General features: G+C 70.7%; 23 protein-coding genes. 12 read left to right on the top strand and 11 right to left on the bottom strand.

Annotated features, from left to right (window positions below; translation table 11 throughout):
- Nucleotides 1-8 precede the first annotated feature (8 nt).
- Entirely contained in the window at nt 9-1,004 is a 996-nt protein-coding gene (locus tag OHT76_RS31370; protein WP_328874204.1) for a TAXI family TRAP transporter solute-binding subunit, read from the top strand.
- On the opposite strand, the gene OHT76_RS31365 is transcribed toward OHT76_RS31370, so the two are convergent.
- A complete protein-coding gene (locus OHT76_RS31365; RefSeq protein WP_328874203.1) occupies nt 994-2,385 on the bottom strand; it encodes a sensor histidine kinase in 1,392 nt (463 codons plus the stop codon). The genes OHT76_RS31370 and OHT76_RS31365 overlap by 11 nt on opposite strands.
- A 9-nt stretch (nt 2,386-2,394) precedes the next feature.
- Complete coding sequence (locus OHT76_RS31360) at nt 2,395-3,084, bottom strand: response regulator transcription factor (protein WP_328874202.1); 690 nt, start codon at nt 3,082-3,084, stop codon at nt 2,395-2,397.
- A gap of 290 nt (nt 3,085-3,374) precedes the next feature.
- Between OHT76_RS31360 and OHT76_RS31355 the strand changes: the two genes are divergently transcribed.
- The 8 genes from OHT76_RS31355 (at nt 3,375) to OHT76_RS31325 (ending at nt 10,186) form a co-directional block, all read left to right on the top strand.
- The gene (locus OHT76_RS31355; RefSeq protein WP_328874201.1) at nt 3,375-4,151 is read left to right on the top strand and encodes an amino acid ABC transporter ATP-binding protein; all 777 of its coding nucleotides are present in this window, start codon (nt 3,375-3,377) and stop codon (nt 4,149-4,151) included.
- 80 nt (nt 4,152-4,231) lie between these two features.
- On the top strand, nt 4,232-5,080 hold the full coding sequence (locus OHT76_RS31350; RefSeq protein WP_328874200.1) for a glutamate ABC transporter substrate-binding protein: 849 nt from the start codon (nt 4,232-4,234) through the stop codon (nt 5,078-5,080).
- Nucleotides 5,081-5,211: 131 nt separating this feature from the next.
- Entirely contained in the window at nt 5,212-5,889 is a 678-nt protein-coding gene (locus tag OHT76_RS31345) for an amino acid ABC transporter permease (protein WP_328874199.1), read from the top strand.
- Nucleotides 5,886-6,836, top strand: a complete 951-nt coding sequence (locus OHT76_RS31340; RefSeq protein WP_328874198.1) for an amino acid ABC transporter permease — start codon at nt 5,886-5,888, stop codon at nt 6,834-6,836. Before OHT76_RS31345 ends, OHT76_RS31340 begins: the two co-directional genes overlap by 4 nt.
- A 227-nt stretch (nt 6,837-7,063) precedes the next feature.
- Entirely contained in the window at nt 7,064-8,779 is a 1,716-nt protein-coding gene (locus OHT76_RS31335; protein ID WP_328874197.1) for an FAD-dependent monooxygenase, read from the top strand.
- A gap of 108 nt (nt 8,780-8,887) precedes the next feature.
- Nucleotides 8,888-8,974, top strand: coding sequence for a putative leader peptide (locus OHT76_RS44185; protein WP_351985706.1), 87 nt, complete (start codon nt 8,888-8,890; stop codon nt 8,972-8,974).
- Nucleotides 8,975-9,053: 79 nt separating this feature from the next.
- Nucleotides 9,054-9,614 carry a cysteine dioxygenase gene (locus tag OHT76_RS31330; protein WP_328874196.1) on the top strand — a complete coding sequence of 187 codons (561 nt, stop codon included), beginning with the start codon at nt 9,054-9,056 and terminating at the stop codon, nt 9,612-9,614.
- Between the two features lie 161 nt (nt 9,615-9,775).
- Nucleotides 9,776-10,186 carry a rhodanese-like domain-containing protein gene (locus OHT76_RS31325; protein ID WP_328876670.1) on the top strand — a complete coding sequence of 137 codons (411 nt, stop codon included), beginning with the start codon at nt 9,776-9,778 and terminating at the stop codon, nt 10,184-10,186.
- Here the strand turns inward: OHT76_RS31325 and OHT76_RS31320 are convergent.
- The 4 genes from OHT76_RS31320 to OHT76_RS31305 all read right to left on the bottom strand — a co-directional run bounded on the left by OHT76_RS31320 (nt 10,162) and on the right by OHT76_RS31305 (nt 13,378).
- Nucleotides 10,162-10,509 carry a hypothetical protein gene (locus OHT76_RS31320; protein ID WP_328874195.1) on the bottom strand — a complete coding sequence of 116 codons (348 nt, stop codon included), beginning with the start codon at nt 10,507-10,509 and terminating at the stop codon, nt 10,162-10,164. The genes OHT76_RS31325 and OHT76_RS31320 overlap by 25 nt on opposite strands.
- Nucleotides 10,510-10,589: 80 nt before the next feature.
- Nucleotides 10,590-11,600, bottom strand: a complete 1,011-nt coding sequence (gene recX, locus OHT76_RS31315) for a recombination regulator RecX (protein WP_328874194.1) — start codon at nt 11,598-11,600, stop codon at nt 10,590-10,592.
- Between the two features lie 3 nt (nt 11,601-11,603).
- The gene (recA, locus tag OHT76_RS31310) at nt 11,604-12,731 is read right to left on the bottom strand and encodes a recombinase RecA (RefSeq protein WP_328874193.1); all 1,128 of its coding nucleotides are present in this window, start codon (nt 12,729-12,731) and stop codon (nt 11,604-11,606) included.
- 206 nt (nt 12,732-12,937) lie between these two features.
- Nucleotides 12,938-13,378, bottom strand: a complete 441-nt coding sequence (locus tag OHT76_RS31305) for a VOC family protein (RefSeq protein ID WP_328874192.1) — start codon at nt 13,376-13,378, stop codon at nt 12,938-12,940.
- 132 nt (nt 13,379-13,510) lie between these two features.
- On the opposite strand from OHT76_RS31305, the gene OHT76_RS31300 reads away from it, so the two are divergent.
- Nucleotides 13,511-14,197 carry a class I SAM-dependent methyltransferase gene (locus OHT76_RS31300; RefSeq protein ID WP_328874191.1) on the top strand — a complete coding sequence of 229 codons (687 nt, stop codon included), beginning with the start codon at nt 13,511-13,513 and terminating at the stop codon, nt 14,195-14,197.
- Nucleotides 14,198-14,295: 98 nt separating this feature from the next.
- A complete protein-coding gene (locus OHT76_RS31295) occupies nt 14,296-14,868 on the top strand; it encodes a GNAT family N-acetyltransferase (protein ID WP_328874190.1) in 573 nt (190 codons plus the stop codon).
- Nucleotides 14,869-14,872: 4 nt separating this feature from the next.
- On the opposite strand, the gene OHT76_RS31290 is transcribed toward OHT76_RS31295, so the two are convergent.
- Together OHT76_RS31290 and OHT76_RS31285 are read right to left on the bottom strand one after the other, a co-directional pair.
- The gene (locus OHT76_RS31290; RefSeq protein ID WP_328874189.1) at nt 14,873-16,129 is read right to left on the bottom strand and encodes an AI-2E family transporter; all 1,257 of its coding nucleotides are present in this window, start codon (nt 16,127-16,129) and stop codon (nt 14,873-14,875) included.
- 60 nt (nt 16,130-16,189) lie between these two features.
- A complete protein-coding gene (locus OHT76_RS31285; protein WP_328874188.1) occupies nt 16,190-16,387 on the bottom strand; it encodes a DUF3046 domain-containing protein in 198 nt (65 codons plus the stop codon).
- Between the two features lie 80 nt (nt 16,388-16,467).
- Here OHT76_RS31285 and OHT76_RS31280 point away from each other — a divergent pair, with 80 nt between their 5' ends.
- A complete protein-coding gene (locus OHT76_RS31280; protein ID WP_328874187.1) occupies nt 16,468-17,412 on the top strand; it encodes a hypothetical protein in 945 nt (314 codons plus the stop codon).
- Between the two features lie 10 nt (nt 17,413-17,422).
- On the opposite strand, the gene OHT76_RS31275 is transcribed toward OHT76_RS31280, so the two are convergent.
- The 3 genes from OHT76_RS31275 to OHT76_RS31265 are packed head-to-tail and all read right to left on the bottom strand — an operon-like array spanning nt 17,423 to nt 19,313.
- A complete protein-coding gene (locus tag OHT76_RS31275) occupies nt 17,423-17,731 on the bottom strand; it encodes an AzlD domain-containing protein (protein WP_328874186.1) in 309 nt (102 codons plus the stop codon).
- Nucleotides 17,728-18,450 (bottom strand): AzlC family ABC transporter permease, encoded by a 723-nt coding sequence (locus OHT76_RS31270; protein WP_328874185.1) that lies wholly within the window; start codon nt 18,448-18,450, stop codon nt 17,728-17,730. Before OHT76_RS31270 ends, OHT76_RS31275 begins: the two co-directional genes overlap by 4 nt.
- On the bottom strand, nt 18,357-19,313 hold the full coding sequence (locus tag OHT76_RS31265; protein ID WP_328874184.1) for an AraC family transcriptional regulator: 957 nt from the start codon (nt 19,311-19,313) through the stop codon (nt 18,357-18,359). Before OHT76_RS31265 ends, OHT76_RS31270 begins: the two co-directional genes overlap by 94 nt.
- Nucleotides 19,314-19,352 lie beyond the last annotated feature (39 nt).

The raw sequence follows: 19,352 nt of genomic DNA, 5'->3' as shown, positions 1-19,352 counted from the left end.
TCGCCCGCATGCCCACGCTCTTCCCGCCTGTCGACAGGCGCCGTGCCCTCCAGGGGGCGGTGGCCGGCTTTGTCGCGCTCGGGCTGCTGCTGTGGTGGCTGCTGCCGCTGGGCGAGGAGCCACCGAGCGGAACGATCACCTTCAGCACGGGCACCCGGGCCGGCGTCTACCACGAGTACGGCGAACGGCTGCGCGCCGAGCTCGCCAAGGACATGCCGGATCTCGACGTGGAGCTGCTGACCAGCGCCGGATCGCAGCAGAACGTCCAGCGGGTGGCGACCGGCCAGGCCGACTTCACCATCGCAGCGGCCGACGCGGTGGAGACGTACGAGCTGTCCGGCAGGCCCGGCTCCGACCGGCTGCGCGGGGTCGCGCGGCTGTACGACGACTATGTGCAGCTCGTCGTCCCGCCGGACTCCGACATCGAGTCGGTCGCGGATCTGCGGGGCAAGCGGGTGGCCATAGGGCTGCCCGACTCAGGTGTACGGCTGATCGCCAACCGGGTCCTGGAGGCGGCCGGTATCGACCCGGAGAAGGACATCACGCCCCGCTCGGACGGCATCGACACCGGCCCGAAGCTCCTGGGGCGGGACCTCGACGCGTTCTTCTGGTCGGGCGGACTGCCCACGCGCGGGCTGCGGGAGATCGCCGAGACCTCCACCTTCCGGTTCGTGCCGATCAACACGGATCTGGTCGCCAAGGTGCACGCCCAGGGCGGCGCCACCCGCTACTACCGGGCCACCAACATGCCGGAATCGGCCTACAAGACCATCCAGAACGGCTCCACGGTCGCCACGATGGCCGTGTCCAACCTGCTCGTGACCCGCAAGGACCTCGACCCCCGGCTCACCGAGTGGCTGACCCGGACCGTGCTCGACAGCCGTGACGGCATCGGCGCCCACGTCCACTCCGCCCAACTGGTCGACGTCCGCACCGCGATCTACACCGACCCCCTCCCGCTGCACGAGGGCGCCCGGCGCTACTACCGCTCGGTCAAGCCGTAGGCCCGCTCCTGGGCACCCGCACCGTCACCCGCAGACCGTGCGGCTCCTGATGCGCGTACGCGATCGACCCGCCGCCCGCCGAGAGCAGCGCCCGGGAGATGGACAGGCCGAGGCCGGACCCCTTGACGTTCTGATGGCGGCCGCTGCGCCAGAAGCGGTCGCCGACGCGGGCCAGTTCCTCGTCGGTGAGGCCGGGCCCCTGGTCGGCGACCACGACGGTCGCGGTGCCGCCGTTGGACGCGACCGCCACCTCGACCCGCTCGCCCTCCGGGGTGAACTTCACCGCGTTGTCGATCACCGCGTCCAGCGCGGACGACAGCGCCACCGGGTCGACCCACGCGGTCGTGGCCGGGCAGTCCCCGGTCAGCTCGACGCCCTTCGCCTCGGCCGTCGGCGACCAGGCGGCGACCCGCTCGGCGGTCAGCGCCCCGATGTCGGTGAGCCGCAGATCGGCCGCGGTGTGCTCGGCGAGCGCCAGGTCCAGCAGGTCGTCCAGGACCTCGGCCAGACGCTTGCCCTCGGCCTGGACCGAGGCGATCTCCTCGTTGCCCTCCGGCAGTTCGAGGGCGAGCAGTTCGATGCGCAGCAGCAACGCGGAGAGCGGGTTGCGCAGCTGGTGGGAGGCGTCGGCGACGAAGGCGCGCTGCTGCTCCAGCACGTCCTCCACGTTGTCCGCCATCTCGTTGAACGACCGGGCCAGGCGTCTGAGTTCCGGTGGTCCCCCGGCCGCCGCGACCCGGGACTTCAGGGCGCCGCTCGCGATGGCGTGGGTGGTGGCGTCCAGGACACGTACGGGACGGAGCACCCAGCCGGTGAGCCGCAGCGCGGCGCCGACGGCGAGCAGCATCGCGGCGACCTCACCGGCGGCGATGACCATCCAGCCGTACAGGATCCGCGAGCGCATCTCCCCGGTGGGCGAGTCGGTGACGACGACCGCGACGACATCGCCGTCCCGGACGACCGGTGAGGCGACGACGAGACGGTTCCGCTGCCAGGGCCACACCTGCTGCGGATCGTGGCTGCGCCGGCTGAGCAGGGCCTCCTCGAAGGCGTCGCGCACCTCGCCCGACTCGGGCAGGAACCAGGTCTGCGGCGCGTTGGCCAGCGGCGTGTCGCCCGGCAGGAAGACGCCCGCCCGGATGCCGTAGACGCCGTAGTAGCTCTCCAGCTCCCGGCTCAGGGTGCGGCCCTCGTCGCGCGGTCCCTCGGGGGTGTCCATGACGGACCGGGCCATGGCCGCGAAGTACGCCGTGTCGTCGATCCGGTCGACGACCACCTTCTGCTGCTGGGCGGCGGCCAGGCTGACGGCGAGCGGCACCCCGAGCGCCAGCAGTACGGCCGCCATCAGGACGATGAGCAGCGGGAGGAGTCGAGTGCGCACCCGTACCCGCTAGGCGGCCGGGGCGACGAGCCGGTAGCCGACCCCACGCACGGTCTCGATCAGGGCCGGCATCCGCAGCTTGGCCCTGAGGGAGGCCACATGGACCTCCAGGGTGCGTCCGGTCCCCTCCCAGCTGGTCCGCCACACCTCGCTGATGATCTGCTCCCGGCGGAAGACCACGCCGGGCCGCTGGGCGAGCAGGGCCAGCAGATCGAACTCCTTGCGGGTCAGCTGGACGACCGAGCCGTCCACGCTGACCTGCCGGGTGGGCAGTTCGATGTGCACGGAGCCGAGCCGCAGCACGGTGTCGCCGCCGGCCCCGGCGTCGTCCTCGTGGACAGAGCGCCGGCTGACGGCATGGATCCGGGCGAGCAGCTCGCCGGTGTCGTACGGCTTGACCACATAGTCGTCGGCGCCGAGGTTGAGCCCGTGGATGCGGGAGCGTACGTCGGAGCGGGCGGTGACCATGATCACCGGGGTGCTGGTGCGCTTGCGGATCTTGCCGCAGACCTCGTAGCCGTCCTGGTCGGGCAGGCCCAGGTCGAGCAGGACGACACCGAAGCCGGGACCCTCCGGGACGAGCGCCTGCAGGGCCTCCTCGCCGCTGCGGGCATGCGTGACGTCGAAGCCGTGTCGCGCCAACACCGCTGACAGGGCGGCGGCGACATGGTTGTCGTCCTCGACGAGGAGCAGTCTCATCCCGTCCCCCTCCTGTTCATCGGCCGTATGGGTGACCCAAGTACACACAATGCGTGCACGCGCGCGTGCACGCACTGAAGTCACGCCGATGGATGCCGACGCCGTCAAGTGGGTTCCGGTTGTGCGGGGCTTGTCGTTACCCAGCCGGTACGCGCCCAGCTCGCAAGTGCTACGACACGTGTCTGATTGCTACCGGATCGTGATGCTCAAATTCCCCTCAGGACTAATGACGCAGGTCGGATACGGTTATTAGTGTCCTCCGAAACCGAGGAGGACGGAGCCTGAGAGCGATGACCGAAGTATCGGTGGCCAAGGAAGATGTGGCCGCGACCGGCGACCTGGTCGTCCTGAAGAGTGTCAACAAGCATTTCGGCGCGTTGCACGTGCTCCAGGAGATCGACCTGACGATCGCGCGCGGCGAGGTCGTCGTGGTCATCGGGCCCTCCGGGTCCGGGAAGTCCACCCTGTGCCGCGCCATCAACCGCCTGGAGACGATCGACTCGGGGACGATCGTCATCGACGGCAAACCACTGCCCGACGAGGGCAAGGAGCTGGCCCGGCTGCGCGCCGACGTCGGCATGGTCTTCCAGTCGTTCAATCTCTTCGCGCACAAGACCGTGCTCGAAAACGTCATGCTGGGCCAGATCAAGGTCCGCAAGACCGACAAGAAGAAGGCCGAGGAGAAGGCCCGCAAACTGCTCGACCGGGTGGGTGTGGCCAACCAGGCGGACAAGTACCCCGCTCAGCTCTCCGGCGGCCAGCAACAGCGCGTGGCCATCGCACGCGCCCTGGCGATGGACCCCAAGGTCATGCTCTTCGACGAGCCGACCTCGGCCCTCGACCCGGAAATGATCAATGAGGTGCTGGAGGTCATGCAGCAGCTCGCCCGGGACGGCATGACCATGATCGTCGTGACCCATGAGATGGGCTTCGCTCGTTCGGCCGCCAATCGAGTGGTGTTCATGGCGGACGGGCGAATCGTCGAAGAGGCTGTGCCGGACCAGTTCTTCAGCAACCCTCGCAGCGACCGCGCCAAGGACTTCCTGTCCAAGATCCTGCATCACTGACGACGCACCGACGCCTCGCACGCCCCTGCGTCACCCGCACTGACGGCTCGCATCTCTTCACCAGACAAAGGATGTTCACCATGAAGCTCCGCAAGGTCACCGCCGCGGCGGCCGCTGCGTTCGTCCTCTCCCTCACCGCGACCGCCTGTGGTGGCGACGACAACGGCAGCGACAGCGCCGACACCGGCTCCGGGGGCGGCGACAAGATCAAGGTCGGCATCAAGTACGACCAGCCCGGTCTGGGCCTGAAGGAGCCCGACGGTTCCTTCTCCGGCTTCGACGTGGACGTCGCCACGTACGTGGCGGGGGAGCTCGGCTACGAGCCGAACCAGATCGAGTTCATCGAGACCAAGAGCGCCGACCGCGAGAACGCGCTCGCCCGTGGTGACGTCGACTTCATCGCCGCCACCTACTCGATCACCGACGAGCGCAAGGAGAAGGTCGACTTCGCCGGCCCGTACCTGCTGGCCCACCAGGACCTGCTGGTCAAGGCTGACTCCGACATCACCGAGGCCACGGACCTCAACGGCAAGAAGCTCTGCTCGGTCACCGGCTCGACCTCGGCGCAGAACGTCAAGGACGAGATCGCCCCGAAGGCCCAGCTGAAGGAGTACGGCACGTACTCCGAGTGCATCGCCGGTCTGCAGAGCGGCGCCGTCGACGCCGTGACCACCGACGACTCGATCCTCGCCGGCTTCGCCGCGCAGGACCAGTACAAGGGCCAGTTCAAGCTCGCCGGCCTGAAGCTGAGCAACGAGAACTACGGCGTCGGCGTCAAGAAGGGCGACACCGAGACCGTGAACAAGATCAACGACGCGCTGGAGAAGATGTTCGGCGACGGCGCCTGGGAGAAGGCCGTCACGGACAACTTCGGCCCGGCCGACTACAAGAACGAGCCCGCCCCGAAGATCGGGAACATCGTTCAGTAACGCGGATTCCGCTCACGCGCCGCCGCCGTCGGCCCGACCTCACGGCGGCGGCGCGGCACGTCAGTACGGCGGCGGCCTGACACAACCGCCCGTACACCACGTACGCCACACACCCGGAAGCGCGGGAGATCGTGTTCGACTTTCTTTCTGACTATGACGACCCGAGCCTGCTCGGCGCCTTCTGGGTGACGCTGCAGCTCACCTTCTTCTCGGCCATCGGTTCCCTGGTCTGGGGCACCCTGCTGGCGGCGATGCGGGTCAGCCCGGTTCCTCTGATGCGCGGCTTCGGCACCGCCTACGTGAACATCGTCCGGAACATCCCCCTGACCGTCATCATCGTCTTCACCTCGCTCGGCCTCGCCGACATCTTCGGGATGACGATGGGCGCGCCCGACGACTTCGAGGCCCAGGGCTTCCGCCTCGCGATCCTCGGTCTGGTCGGCTACACCGCCGCCTTCGTCTGCGAGGCGCTGCGCTCCGGCATCAACACCGTGCCGGTCGGCCAGGCCGAGGCGGCCCGCGCGCTCGGACTGAGCTTCCGACAGGTGCTCAGCCTCATCGTCCTGCCGCAGGCGTTCCGCTCGGTCATCGGTCCGCTCGCCAACGTCCTGATCGCGCTCACCAAGAACACCACGGTGGCGGCCACGATCGGCGTGGCGGAAGCGGCCCTCCTGATGAAGGAAATGATCGAGAACGAGGCTCAGACGCTGCTCATCGGCGCGATCTTCGCCTTCGGTTTCGTGGTACTGACCCTGCCCACCGGCCTGATCCTCGGCTGGCTGAGCAAGCGACTGGCGGTGAAGCGGTGACCTCGGTTCTGTACGACGCCCCCGGCCCCAAGGCCAAGCGGCGCAATGTGATCTTCTCGATCGTCTTCTTCGTCCTGCTGGCCCTGCTGGGCTGGTGGGTCTGGACGGTGATGGACGACAAGGGCCAGCTGGAGTGGGCCCTGTGGGAGCCGTTCTTCACCGAGTCCGAGGCCTGGACGACGTATCTGCTGCCCGGTCTCGCGGACACCCTGAAGGCCGCGGCGCTGGCCATGATCATCGCGCTGCCGCTGGGCGCGGTCTTCGGCATCGCCCGGATGTCCGACCACCGCTGGGTGCGGATCCCGGCCGGTGCCGTGGTGGAGTTCTTCCGCGCCATCCCGGTGCTGCTGCTGATGCTGTTCGCGAACGAGTTCTTCGCCCGGTCCACGGACGTCAGCAGCGCCGAGCGGCCCATGTACGCGGTCATCACCGGCCTGGTGCTGTACAACGCCTCGGTCCTCGCCGAGATCGTCAAGGCCGGCATCCTCGCGCTGCCCAAGGGCCAGACGGAGGCCGCCAAGGCGATCGGTCTGCGCAAGGGCCAGACGATGACGAGCGTCCTGCTGCCGCAGGCGGTCACGGCGATGCTCCCGGCCATCGTCAGCCAGCTGGTCGTCATCGTGAAGGACACCGCGCTGGGCGGCGTGATGCTCGGCTTCACCGAGCTGCTGAACGCGCGCGGCACGCTCGCGGCCAACTACGCCAATGTCATCCCGAGCTTCATCGTCGTGGCGGTCATCTACATCATCGTCAACTTCATCCTGACCAGCTTCGCCAGCTGGCTGGAGGGCAGGCTGCGGCGCAGCAAGCGCTCCACCGGCGCGGTGCTCGGTGCCGAGGACATGGAGGAGCTCAACCCGGCGGCGGTCGGCGGCTCCTTCGGGACCGGCGGCGAGGGTGGCGGGCCGGGCGGCTTCGGTGGCTTCACATATCCGCCCAAGAAATGACCTGACGCACGGTCAAGTGACCCGACCCATCATGGTCAAGTGACCTGAGTGACACGCGAAGCATGGCGTGAACGACACGGAGGCAGTGGCATGATCGCCACTGCCTTCCGTCACTTGACGCAAGCACCGGCAATGGGTTGCATACGTTCTGTGATCGTGCACCCTGCTCCAACCTCCTGTTCACACACGTCCCTCGGGGCACCGCTGCGGGCAGGGGGCGCCACGCCGTGGACCCGGTGATCATCGTCGGAGCGGGGCCCGTCGGGCTCACGCTCGCCCTGGCACTGGCCCGTCAGGAGGTGCCGTCGGTCGTCCTCGACGAGGGGCCAGGCAAGGACGAACCCCGCCTCGCGCGCACCCTCGTGCTGCGCGAGGACACCGCCGCGCTGATGGAGCGGCTGACCGGACTTCCGATCGCGGAGGCCGGCTGCCGCTGGGCCGGATGGCGGTCGATGCGGCGCAAGCAGGTGATGCGGGAGGTGTCTTTCGAGGACGCGGCCGGGGAGGGGTCCTTCGACGGCGCGGGCCACGAGGGGACCCCTTACGGCTCGGTTCACGAGGGGACCTCTTACGGCGCTTACGGCTTGGCTCGTGAGGGGTCCTCCTACGACTCCGCCGCTCCCGTGCACATCGCCCAGCACGTCCTGACCGGCGCCCTGCGTGCGGCGCTGGCCGGTGAGCGGCTGGTGAAGATCGCCGTGGACAGCCGACTCGACGGCATCGAGCAGGAGTCCTCCGGGGTCACCGCCCACACCCGCGGCCCCAAGGGCACCTGGTGGCGTGGGAGTTACCTGGTCGGCTGCGACGGCCCGCGCTCCACCGTGCGCAAGCTCCAGGACATCCGCTTCCCCGGCCGTACGGCGGTGGAGCGATACGCCGTCGCCGCGCTGCGCGCGGAACTTCCGTGGTCCGACGAGGCGTTGCTCCATCGGATGCCGCCGTGGCGGACGTCGGGCCCCTCGGGCGGGGAGGTGGTCGGACGCCCGCTGCCGGACGGCGCCTGGCGTCTTGACTGGCTGCTCCCGCCCGGCAAGGACCTGGTCACCCCGGAGCTGCTGGTGGCCCGCGTCCGGGAGACCCTCGCGGGCTGGACGGGCGGCTCGACACCGCCGTACGAGCTCCTCGACACCGGAGTCCATACGGTGCACCACCGGCTGGCGCGGCGCTGGCGGGCCGGGCGGGTGTTTCTCGCCGGGGACGCGGCGCATCTGCTCGGGGCGCTCGGCACCCAGGGGCTCGACGAGGGACTCCGGGACGCCGACAACCTCGCCTGGAAACTGGCGCTCGCCTGGCATCACGGGCCGCACGAGGCGCTGCTCGACAGCTACCAGACGGAGCGGCGGGCGGTCGTCGCCGCCCGGCTGCGCGCCGCCGACCAGGCGCTGCCGCTGCTGCGCGGGGGCGGGGGCCTGCGCGCGTACGTCCCGGGATCGGCCCGGGGCCATGACGCGCTGCTCGCGGAGGGCCACTTGGGGCGCGGGGCGCTGGGCGGGCCGGGGGCGTACGCCGAATCGCCGCTCGCGCCCCGGCATCTGGAGGGCGAGGTGACCGTCGACACGCCGGTGGGCGCGCCGGTCGCGGATGTACGGGTGACCGCGGAGGACGGCTCGTTCGTACGGCTGCGGGAGCGGCTCGGTCGAGGGGCGCTGCTGGTGCTGCTGATCGCGCCGGGCACGGGTGTGTGGGACCGCAAGCACTGGGTGACCGCAGGGATCATGCCCCGGCTCGCGGCGGCCGTGACGGCGCTGCCGCATCCCGCGGAGCTGCTGGTCGCCGAGAGCTATCCGGGCGCCGCCGCGCACACAGTCCTGCTCGTCAGGCCCGACGGCCATCTCGTCACGGCGCTCGGCGGGGTGCGTCCCGCCGACCTCTACGCGGCCGCCGAGGCGACGCTGGGCGGTCCCGTGGAGTCGGGGGCGGAGGCTACGGCGGGGTCGCGCTGAGCGGCCCCCACGGGTCCGCGGGTTTCGTGCCGTCAGGCTCCGCGGGCCCACCGTCCACATGCTGACGGTGAGTTGACCGGTCCGCACCTCCATGGTGTACTCCGGATCGTGACGGACACCTGTGTGCACCTGTGGCGGAAGGTCCATGTGGACCTCGTCCGCTACGCGGGCTGCATGTGTACCCGGTCCTGCTGAATTCGCAGATCTCCCCCTTTCCGCGCGCGGCCCCTGTGCCCTCGCGCGCTCCTCGCGAACACTCATCAGGACGGTCGAAGTGTCTGTCTCCCCTGCTGGTTCTGCTTCTGTTTCCACTGCCACTGCCACTGCCACTGTCACCGCCACCGCTCCGACGCAGGCGGACCTCCTCGATTTCGTACGGCGCACCGCCGCCGACGCCGAGCTGATCGCCTCGCTCCCGCTCGACCCCGAGGGCCGCACCTGGGTGCGTCTGGAAGGGCCCGCCGGAAGCGAGGCCTGGCTGATCGGCTGGCCGCCGGGCTCGGGCACCGGCTGGCACGACCACGCGGACTCGGTCGGCGCGTTCCTGACGGCGGCGGGTGAGCTGCGGGAGAACTCGCTTGCCGCGCGGCTGCCCACCGACGGTTGGAAAACCCTTGAGCTGAGCGAGGACGTGGACCGAGAACGCAGGTTGCCTGCGGGCAAGGGCCGGTCCTTCGGCCACCATCACGTCCATGAGGTCCTGAACGACTCCCCCGATCGGCACGCGATCTCCGTCCACGCCTATTACCCACCGCTGCCCCGGATCCGCCGGTACAGCCGGAGCGGGGCGGTTCTGCGACTGGAGCAGGTGGAGCGGCCGGAGGATTGGCAGTGAGCGGGCTGGGTGCGCGGGCGGGCGGCGGCGGTCGGGGGGAAGCGGTAGTGGGCGGCGGCTTGGGTGAGCGGGCGGTCGGGAGCGGCTCGGTTGAGCGGCCGGGCGGCAACGGCGCGGGCGAGCAGCCCGTCGGTAGCGGCCGAGGCGAACGGCCCGTCGGGATCGATGAGTTGCTGGAGCGGGTCCGTGCGACCTACGTGCGCGTCGAGCCCCACGAGGCCTTCGACGCCGCTCAGTCCGGCGAGGTGCTGCTGGTGGACATCCGGTATGCGGCGCTGCGGGAGCGGGACGGGCTGATCCCGGGCGCGCTGGTGGTCGAGCGCAACGAGCTGGAGTGGCGGCTGGATCCGCGGGGCAGCCATCGGGTTCCCGAGGCCGGCAGTCATGACCTGCGGGTGGTGCTGTTCTGCAACGAGGGGTACGCGTCCAGCTTGGCCGCCGAGTCGCTGCATCGGCTGGGGTTGCATCGGGCGACGGATCTGACCGGGGGGTTCCAGGCCTGGCGGGCGGCGGGGTTGCCGGTCACGGGTCCCGGGCGGGGCGCGCGTCAGAGGACGCCCGGCGGGCAGTAGAGCGGCGCCGTGTCCGCGTTGCTCTTCGTCACCAGGCGGACCGGGGTGTGGGCGATCTTCTCCGCGTCCGAGTCGCGCAGCAGGGCGATGGCGTCCGTCACCGCCAGTTCGCCGGTGTCCGCCGCCGAGTTGGCGACGGTCGCCGCAAACCTGTCGTCCTTGAGCACGGTCGGCCCCCGTCCGTGCCGTTGACCGTGACGATCCTGACTGCCCCGGATCATGTCGTCGGCGACCTCTCGGGGCTTGCCGGGGTCGAACATGCCGGACCGGTTCGCGACGACATCGGCGTTGACCGGAAGCGCGGCCCGAGGACGTACAGCCACCGAGAGCCCGCTCAACCCTCCCGGGAACGCAAGGGTAAGGCTGCGTCACACGCATTCCACGAGGCTCCTGTTGCCCCGCGTCAGTACCCCTCGCCCTCCAGAAACTCCGTCTCCTCCCCCTCCGCCTCCAGCGCCTGCCGGACCACCCGCAACGCCATCCCCTCGGGATACCCCTTGCGGGCCAGCATCCCGGCGAGACGGCGCAGCCGCTTGTCGCGGTCGAGGCCCCGGGTGGACCGGAGCTTGCGGTCGACGAGTTCGCGCGCGGTCGCCTCCTCCTGCTCGGAGTCGAGTTGACCGACGGCCGCGTCGATCAGCGAGGAGTCGACGCCCTTGGTCCGCAGCTCCTGGGCGAGCGCCCGCCGGGCCAGCCCCCGCCCGTGGTGCCGGGACTCCACCCAGGCGTCCGCGAACGCACTGTCGTTGATCAGTCCGACCTCCTCGAACCGCGACAGCACCTCCTCCGCGGCCTCGTCCGGGATCTCCCGCTTGCGCAGGGCGTCGGCGAGTTGCTTGCGGGTGCGCGGAGTCCCGGTGAGCAGGCGCAGGCAGATCGCCCGTGCCCGCTCCACCGGGTCCCCCGGGGGCTCCCCCTTCTCGGCCCTCGACGAGGCAGAGGTGCCTCCGTCCTCACCGGACGGCTCTTCGCGACCGCGCCGACGACGCCCCCGGGCGCCGCCCGCGCCACCAGCCCCGCCGGCCCTCCGACGCGCACCGCCGGCGAGCTCATCAACCTCCGACGCCGGGCCACCACTTACCCGGCGCCCACCGCCGTACGGTCCGTCCATGCCAGCGGCACCGTCTTCGTCGTACGGCCAACCGCCGTCGTGGTCATCGCCGCCGCCGTACGACCCGCCGCCCCCACGGGCACCATCATCGGCGTACGGCCATCCGCCGCCCTGGCCCCCATCGTCACCGCGCCGCCTGCCGATCCCCCGGCCGCCGCCGTCGCCGTACGCCCCCTCGGCGCCCCACGCGTCATCGCCGTGCTCGTCGCCGCCTGCCCCTGCCGCACCTCCGACGCCCTTCCGGCCCCGCTCCTTCGGCGGTTCCGGATCGGCGTACTCGGCCCAGTCGGTTCGTCGTGTCACGGGTCAGCTCTTGGCGGTGGCGGCCTTGGTCTTGGCAGCCTTGGCCGCGGCCGGAGCAGGCACCGTCTTGGCGGCGTCGTCCGCGGCGGCGGCACCCGCGGCGTCCGCACCCGGCTCGGCGGCCGGCTCCTCCGGACGCACGCCGACGCCCAGCTTCTCCTTGATCTTCTTCTCGATCTCGTTGGCCAGGTCGGGGTTGTCCTTCAGGAAGTTGCGCGCGTTCTCCTTGCCCTGGCCGAGCTGGTCGCCCTCGTACGTGTACCAGGCGCCGGCCTTGCGGACGAAGCCGTGCTCCACGCCCATGTCGATCAGACCGCCCTCGCGGCTGATGCCCTGGCCGTAGAGGATGTCGAACTCGGCCTGCTTGAAGGGCGGCGCGACCTTGTTCTTGACGACCTTGACGCGAGTGCGGTTGCCGACCGCGTCGGTGCCGTCCTTCAGGGTCTCGATGCGACGGATGTCGAGCCGCACCGAGGCGTAGAACTTCAGCGCCCGGCCACCGGTCGTGGTCTCCGGGGAGCCGAACATCACGCCGATCTTCTCGCGGAGCTGGTTGATGAAGATCGCCGTGGTCTTCGACTGGTTGAGCGCGCTGGTGATCTTCCGCAGCGCCTGGCTCATCAGACGGGCCTGCAGACCGACGTGGCTGTCGCCCATCTCGCCCTCGATCTCCGCGCGCGGGACGAGCGCGGCGACGGAGTCGATGACGATGAGGTCGAGGGCGCCGGAGCGGACCAGCATGTCCACGATCTCCAGAGCCTGCTCGCCGTTGTCCGGCTGGGACAGGATCAGGTTGTCGATGTCGACGCCGAGCTTCTTCGCGTACTCGGGGTCGAGGGCGTGCTCCGCGTCCACGAACGCGACCTGGCCGCCCGCCTTCTGGGCATTCGCCACCGCGTGCAGGGTCAGCGTGGTCTTACCGGAGGACTCCGGTCCGTACACCTCCACCACGCGGCCGCGCGGCAGGCCGCCGACGCCGAGGGCGACGTCGAGCGCGGTCGACCCGGTGGGGATGACCTCGATGGGCTCGTTCGGCCGCTCGCCCAGGCGCATCACCGCGCCCTTGCCGAACTGCCGTTCAATCTGTGCGAGCGCGGCGTCCAGGGCCTTCTCGCGGTCGGTACCTGCCATGGGTTCCACCCGATTTGCTTGAGTCGATCGCTTCACGTCAAAGACGCTAACGCCTGCCACTGACAATGCGCCCCGACGCCCGTCCGGCCTGTGGATAACTCGGGCACTTCCCCATGAAAACCAGGGCAAACCACCCGCCGAGAGCCCCGCCGGAGATTCCATAAGAATGGATGTTCGATTTTCGTGTCAAGCGCACCACGCAGGCCTCAGCCGAGCTGCTCGGCCAGTGCGACGACGATGCCCTCGGGGCCGCGGACGTAACACAGCCGGTAGCTGTCCTCGTACTGCACGATCTCGCCGACGAGCTCACCGCCGTGGGCCCGCAGACGGGCAACGACGTCCTCGATGTCGTCGACGGCGAACATGATGCGCCGAATGCCAAGGGTGTTCGCCGGCGCGTCCGTCGGCTCGGCCCTGATGGCCCTCGGCCGGTGGAACTTCGCCAGCTCCACCCGCCCGTGGCCGTCCGGGATCCGCAGCATCGCGATGTCCTGCCGGACGTCGTCGAGCCCGATGACCCGCTCCGCCCAGCGCCCTTCGAGCGGCCCCTTGCCCTCCAGCTCCATGCCGAGTTCGACGAAGAACGCAATAGCGGCCTCAAGGTCGTCGACGACGACGAGGACGTTGTCCATCCGGTGGAGCGTCATGCCGGGCCTCCTAGGCTCGGTACGGCCCTGGCGGCCGCGTATGCCCCTGGGACGGAGCCGATCGGCCGCTCTCTACATCCTCGGTTCACCACAGTTGACCTTCCCGCAGGGGCAGGCCTGATCCTCCTCGCCATGAGCGATGACGACGATGCCCTTCTGGCCGAGCAGATCGCCTACTACCGCGCGGGGGCGGCCGAATACGACCGGCCCTATGCGGAGCACGAGGAGCTGCGGCGATTGCCGGCCCTGGTCGACGAGCTCCCGATCGGCGGGGATGTGCTGGAGCTGGCCTGCGGAACGGGCCAGTGGACTCCCTTGCTCGCCACCCGGGCGCGTTCCGTGACGGCTGTCGATGTGGCCGCCGAGGTGCTGGACATCGCCCGCGCGCGAGCCCCGCTGCCCCACGTCCGCTTCCTCCAGGCCGATGTCTTCCACTGGCGGCCGGCGCGGCGCTACGACACGGTGTTCTTCGCCTTCTGGCTCTCCCATGTCCCACCGGCACGGCTGCCCGGCTTCTGGAACACCGTCGCCGCCATGCTCACGCCGGGCGGCAGGGCGGTCTTCGTCGATGACGGCCCGGGCGCGACAGCGGGCGAGGAGGGCGTCGCGGAGGGGGCTGTTCCCACGGTCCTGCGCAGGCTGGCGGACGGCAGCCGGTACCGCGTCGTCAAGGTCTTCCACGACGCCCGGACCCTCACCGACGACCTCACCGCACAGGGGTGGACGGCCCGCGTCCGGCCTCTGGGCGGACTTGTCGTCGGCATCGCGGAACCACCGGACCGCCCCTACCAGCCCATGTCCCGCCCCACCCGCTCCTGAGCGGCGGCGATCTCCTCGCTCATCGCGTCGGTGCCACCGATGGCGTCCGTCTCCAGGCAGGACAGCAGGTCGGTTTCCATGACGTCTATGGTGCAGTCATGACCATCAAGGTTCGCCCGGCGTCGGTCTTCGAGGACGTCAGGGCCGCGCTCGGCCCGAAGTCGCCCGGAGCCAACGTCTGCTGGTGTCTGAGCTACCGGATCCCTTCCAAGCTCAACAACGAGCTGCGCGGCCCGGCCCGTGGCGAGTACGTCGCCGAGCTGTGCCGGGCCGACCCACCTCCCGGGGTGATCGCCTACGACGGCGACGAACCGGTCGGCTGGGCCGCCGTGGCCCCGCGCGCGGAGACCTCCTTCGCCCGCAACCGCAAGATCCCGCACGTCGACGATCTGCCGGTCTGGTCGCTGTGGTGCATCCGGGTCCGCCCCGGCCACCGCAAGCAGGGGATCTCGCACGCCCTCATCGAGGGCGCGGTGGAGTTCGCCCGCTCCCAGGGCGCACCGGTCGTCGAGGCGTACCCCCTCGACAACGGCGACGCCAAGGTCGATCTGACGATGGCGTACGCCGGTCTCCGCAAGAACTTCGAGCGGGCCGGATTCGTCCACGCCGCTGACACCACCTCGGTGCTGGCCGGCCACCCCCGCATCCTGATGCGGCTCGACCTGCGCTGAGGGCTCAGCCCTTCTCGGTCTCCGGGGCGGCCTCTGCGGGCCGCCGGGCCCATATCTCCCGCGCGCGCGTGCGCAGCCCGGGCCCCGGCCCACGCCCCCGGTGCCCGTGCACCCGGGGGTCGTCGGTGACGTCGTACCGCTTCACGTACGCCCCCAGGAAGGCCTGGAGTGTGGCGACCGCCGGGATCGCGATCAGCGCGCCCACCGCGCCGAGAAGGGCGGTGCCGGCGATGACGGAACCGAAGGCGACCGCGGGGTGCACATCGACGGTCTTCGCGGTCAGCTTGGGCTGGAGCACATAGTTCTCGAACTGCTGGTAGACCACGACGAAGATCAGCACCCACAGCGCGTACCAGGGATCGACCGTGAAGGCGATCAGCATGGGCAGCGCGCCCGCGAGATAGGTACCGATGGTGGGGATGAACTGCGAGACCAGGCCCACCCAGACGGCGAGCACGGGCGCGTACGGCACGTCCAGGAACTCCAGCAGGATGTAGTGCGCTATCCCGGAGATCAGCGCCATCAGTCCGCGTGAGTACAGATAGCCGCCGGTCTTGTTCACCGCGATCTCCCACGCGCGCAGCACCTCGGCCTGCTTGGCGGGCGGCAGGACGGAGCACAGGGCGCGGCGCAGGCGCGGGCCGTCCGCGGCGAAGTAGAACGAGAACAGCGTGATCGTCAGCAGCTGGAACAGACCGCCGATGACCTGGGTGGACACATCGAGGACGCCTGTGGCGCTGTTCTGCACGTAGTTGCGCAACCAGTCGGAGCGCAGCAGGCCCTCCTGGATGTCCACCCGCTTCAGATCGGTCTGGAAGTGGGTGTTGATCCAGTTGATCACGGAGTCGAGGTAGTCCGGGAACCCCTCGACCATCGTGATGATCTGGCCTGCGAGCATCGAGCCGAGCAGGGTGACGAAGCCGGCGGACACCACCATCACGCCGAGGAACACCAGTGCGGTGGCCAGCCCCCGGCGCATTCCGCGGGCGGCCATCCAGCTGACCGCGGGCTCGATGGCGAGGGCCAGGAAGAAGGCGATCAGGATGTTGATCAGCAGCCCGGTGAGCTGGTGGAAGGCCCAGCTGCCGAGCTGGAAGGCACCGACGAGCGCGAGCGCGAGCACCATGGCGCGCGGCAGCCAGCGCGGCATGCGCGCATTCGGCTGCGCGGCGGCGCCGTCGGCCGGGGGCCTGGTCGGCGGCGTCGTACCGAACGGAGAGGTGTGCGGGGCGAGCTGCCCGGTGTCGTCAGTGGGTGCCACGGAGCAAGTCTGGCCCACGCCACCGACAATCGGATGCCGTCCTGCGATCTTCGTGACCTGTCAGCGCTGTTCCTGTGGCACGTTCATGACGTGGCAGACGATCCGCCACACGTCCTTGGCCTCCCAGCCGGCGTCCAGCGCCTCGTGCACGGTGCGTCCGCCGAGCTCCGACATCACGTGATCGCGCGCGAAGGTCTCGGCGTATCCCGCCGTACCGAAGTGCTCCGCCATCCGCTCCCAGAAGACCGTCAACCTCATGACATCAGTATCCCGCCCCTGAGGGTGGGCCCGAGCCGGGACCCCTCGCCGAAACCGCATTCCGGCCTACGGTCTGACGCATGGCCGAAACTGGAGCTTCCCCACTCCCCCCGACGCCCCCGGCGCACTCCCCGCTCTTCCGCGCCGAGCAGTTCGTGTGGCTCACCGCGCGCGTGCTGGAGCAACGCCTCTTCGCGCACCACTTCCTGCACGGCGCCGCCGACCCGGTGGAGACCGCGCTGGACGCCTACCGCAACGACGACGGCGGTTACGGTCACGCGCTGGAACCCGATCTGCGCGGCCCGGTCAGCCAGCCGCTGCACAGCGCGCACGCGCTGCATGTGCTGGACGCGGTCGGACGCTGCGGCGGACAGCGTGTGGAGCGCGTGTGCCGTTATCTGACCTCGGTCTCCACCGCGGAGGGCGCCCTGCCGGCGATCCATCCCAGCCAGCGCGGCTACCCGGCGGCGCCGTTCATCCCGATCGTGGACGACCCGCCGAGCGAGCTCCTGGCCACCGGGCCGGTGGTGGGGGTGCTGCACCGCAACGAGGTGTGGCACGCCTGGCTGTTCCGGGCGACGGACTTCTGCTGGCAGGCGGTGGAGTCCCTGGAGAAGTCCCATCCGTACGAGATCGAGGCCGCCGTCGCCTTCCTGGACTCCGCGCCGGACCGCCCGCGCGCGGAGGCGGCCGCGGACCGGCTCGGCCGTCTGGTGCGCGAGCACCGGCTCGCGGCCCTGGACCCGGACAACCTCGACGCCTACCCGGTGGCACCCGGCTACGCCCCGGCCGAGCACCACTTCCCGCACGACTACGCGAAGACTCCGCGTTCGCTGGCACGCGCGTGGTTCACCGACGACGAGATGGCCCGCTCGCTTGACTTCCTCGCCGCCGAGCAGCAGGAGGACGGCGGCTGGCCGGTCCGCTGGCGCCGCTGGGCCCCGGCCCCGGTTCTGGAGGCCCGTCCCATGGTGACGATCGAGGCCTTGCGCACGCTGCGGGCGTACGGTCGGGCCATCGGGTGACCTCTGCGGGTCATCCGCCCAGCGCCCGCACCCCCGCGGTCACCACCACGGCCGCCCCCACCACGAGCAGGAACGGTGCCCGCAGCACCAACGCCACGGCCGCCGCAGCGAGCCCGGCCGCCCTCGCGTCCAGCACCAGCGTCCGCCCGTCGGCGAAGGTCTGCTGGGCCGTGAGGGCGGCGAGGAGCGCGACGGGCAGCAGCGCGGCGAGCCGCCTGACGAGAGGCCGCTCCAGTACCCCCGCGGGCACCAGGAGCCCGGCGAGCTTGACGGCGTAACAACCAAGGACGGTCAGCGCGACGGCGATCCAGATGTTCAACGGTCCCCCTCCCCTGCCGCACGCCGCCCCTGGGCCCACAGCACGGCAGGTGCCGCGAGCGCGGCCACCAGCACCGGCACACCGGCCGGCAGGACGGGCAGCAGCCCTAGCCCCAGCACGACCGCGGCCCCGGCGACGGCGCGCTCGGTCGTGCTCGTCAGCATCGGCGCGAGCAGCGCCAGGAACACGGCGGGCCCGGCCGCGTCGAGGCCCCACGCGTCGGTGTCCCCGATGGCCTCGGCGCCGAGCGCCCCGGCCAGGGTGGTGAGGTTCCACAGCACGTACAGGCTGAGCCCGGTCACCACGAAACCGATCCGCGCCGCGCGCCGCGTGGGCTGCGCCAGCGCGACGGCGGCCGTCTCGTCGATGACCCATTGGGCGGCGAAGGGCCGCACCGCGCGCGGGAGGGCGAGCACCTGCGACAGACGCAGCCCGTAGAAGGCGTTGCGGATCCCGAGGAAGAACGCCCCCGCGGCCGCCGCGATCGGCCCGCCGCCCGCCGCCAGCGCCCCGACCAGCGCGAACTGGGATGCGCCGGTGAACACCAGAAGGCTGAGCGCACAGGTCTGCCAGAGCGTGAGCCCGCTGCCGGCGGAGGTCACCCCGAACGCGAACCCGGACAGCCCTACGGCGACTCCGACCCCGAGCCCGTCCCGTACGACGGCGGCGTCCGGCTTTCCTCTGCCGTCGCGTATGTCTGTGAGTGTTGTGTCTGCCACGCCTCGGACGGTAGGAGCAGCCGCCCCTTCGGGTCTTGTACGTTCTTGCGCTCACGCTGGTACGCGCCCGGGGGCACGCCCACGATCCGGGTGAAGTGCCGGTTCAGATGCGGCTGGTCGGCGAAGCCCACGGCGACGGCGGCCTCGGCGGGCGCCACACCCGTGTCCAGCAGCCGACGCGCCTGCCGTACCCGGGCGTCCGTGAGCCAGGTGTGCGGCGGCATCCCATAGGCGTCCCGGAAGGCGCGCAGCAGCGCGAAGGGGCTGGTCCCCAGTTCACCGGCCAGCTTCTCCAGGGTCGGCGGCTCGGCCATCCGTTCCTGGAGCACGCCACGCGCGCGTGCCGCGATCCCGGCTCCCGCGGTGCGCACCTCGCGCTGCGGCAGCGCCCCGCCGTTCAGCCGCAGCAGCCGGGTCACGGCGACCCGCAGCAGTGTGTCGGCGGCCAGGGCGTTGCCCTCGTCGGCGGCGCGCAGCACCTGATGGACCAGGGACACCGCGTAGGGGTCGTCGAGGACCGGGGAGACGAATCCGGGTGTGCCGCGGATCGCCGTGGTCTCGGCCGCGATCTCCGCCACGACCTCGGGCGACGGATACACCGCCCCGTACCTCCAGCCCTCCGGCACCCCGGCCCGCCCGGTGTGCGGAGTGTCGGGATTGACCAGCGCGAGCGCTCCCGCCCCCGCGTACTGATCGGAGCCGCGATGGTGGAAGACCTCCACGCCGTCGGCGATGGCGGCGATCACGAAGTGCTCGTGGGTGTGCCGGACGAACGTCTTGCGGACGTACCGGGCCCGCAGCAGGTCGACGCCGGGCAGCTCCGCGTACCGCCAGTGCCTCGCCCGCTCGCTCGATCCCGCCATGCCCCCATTCTCACCGCACCCGCCGCGGATCACGTTCCC

It is taken from the genome of Streptomyces sp. NBC_00287 (assembly GCF_036173105.1).
Taxonomy (GTDB): Bacteria; Actinomycetota; Actinomycetes; order Streptomycetales; family Streptomycetaceae; genus Streptomyces.
Note: the sequence above shows the minus strand (reverse complement) of the source record. Positions and strands in the feature narration are given on the sequence as shown.

Coding starts and splice junctions, on each gene's coding strand:
- OHT76_RS31350 (WP_328874200.1), top strand. CDS start 4,232: ATGAAGCTCCGCAAGGTCACCGCCGCGGCGGCCGCTGCGTTCGTCCTC.
- OHT76_RS31305 (WP_328874192.1), bottom strand. CDS start 13,378: ATGACGCTCCACCGGATGGACAACGTCCTCGTCGTCGTCGACGACCTT.
- OHT76_RS31370 (WP_328874204.1), top strand. CDS start 9: ATGCCCACGCTCTTCCCGCCTGTCGACAGGCGCCGTGCCCTCCAGGGG.
- OHT76_RS31280 (WP_328874187.1), top strand. CDS start 16,468: ATGGCCGAAACTGGAGCTTCCCCACTCCCCCCGACGCCCCCGGCGCAC.
- OHT76_RS31355 (WP_328874201.1), top strand. CDS start 3,375: ATGACCGAAGTATCGGTGGCCAAGGAAGATGTGGCCGCGACCGGCGAC.
- recA (WP_328874193.1), bottom strand. CDS start 12,731: ATGGCAGGTACCGACCGCGAGAAGGCCCTGGACGCCGCGCTCGCACAG.
- OHT76_RS31265 (WP_328874184.1), bottom strand. CDS start 19,313: ATGGCGGGATCGAGCGAGCGGGCGAGGCACTGGCGGTACGCGGAGCTG.
- OHT76_RS31285 (WP_328874188.1), bottom strand. CDS start 16,387: ATGAGGTTGACGGTCTTCTGGGAGCGGATGGCGGAGCACTTCGGTACG.
- OHT76_RS31300 (WP_328874191.1), top strand. CDS start 13,511: ATGAGCGATGACGACGATGCCCTTCTGGCCGAGCAGATCGCCTACTAC.
- OHT76_RS31360 (WP_328874202.1), bottom strand. CDS start 3,084: ATGAGACTGCTCCTCGTCGAGGACGACAACCATGTCGCCGCCGCCCTG.
- OHT76_RS31295 (WP_328874190.1), top strand. CDS start 14,296: ATGACCATCAAGGTTCGCCCGGCGTCGGTCTTCGAGGACGTCAGGGCC.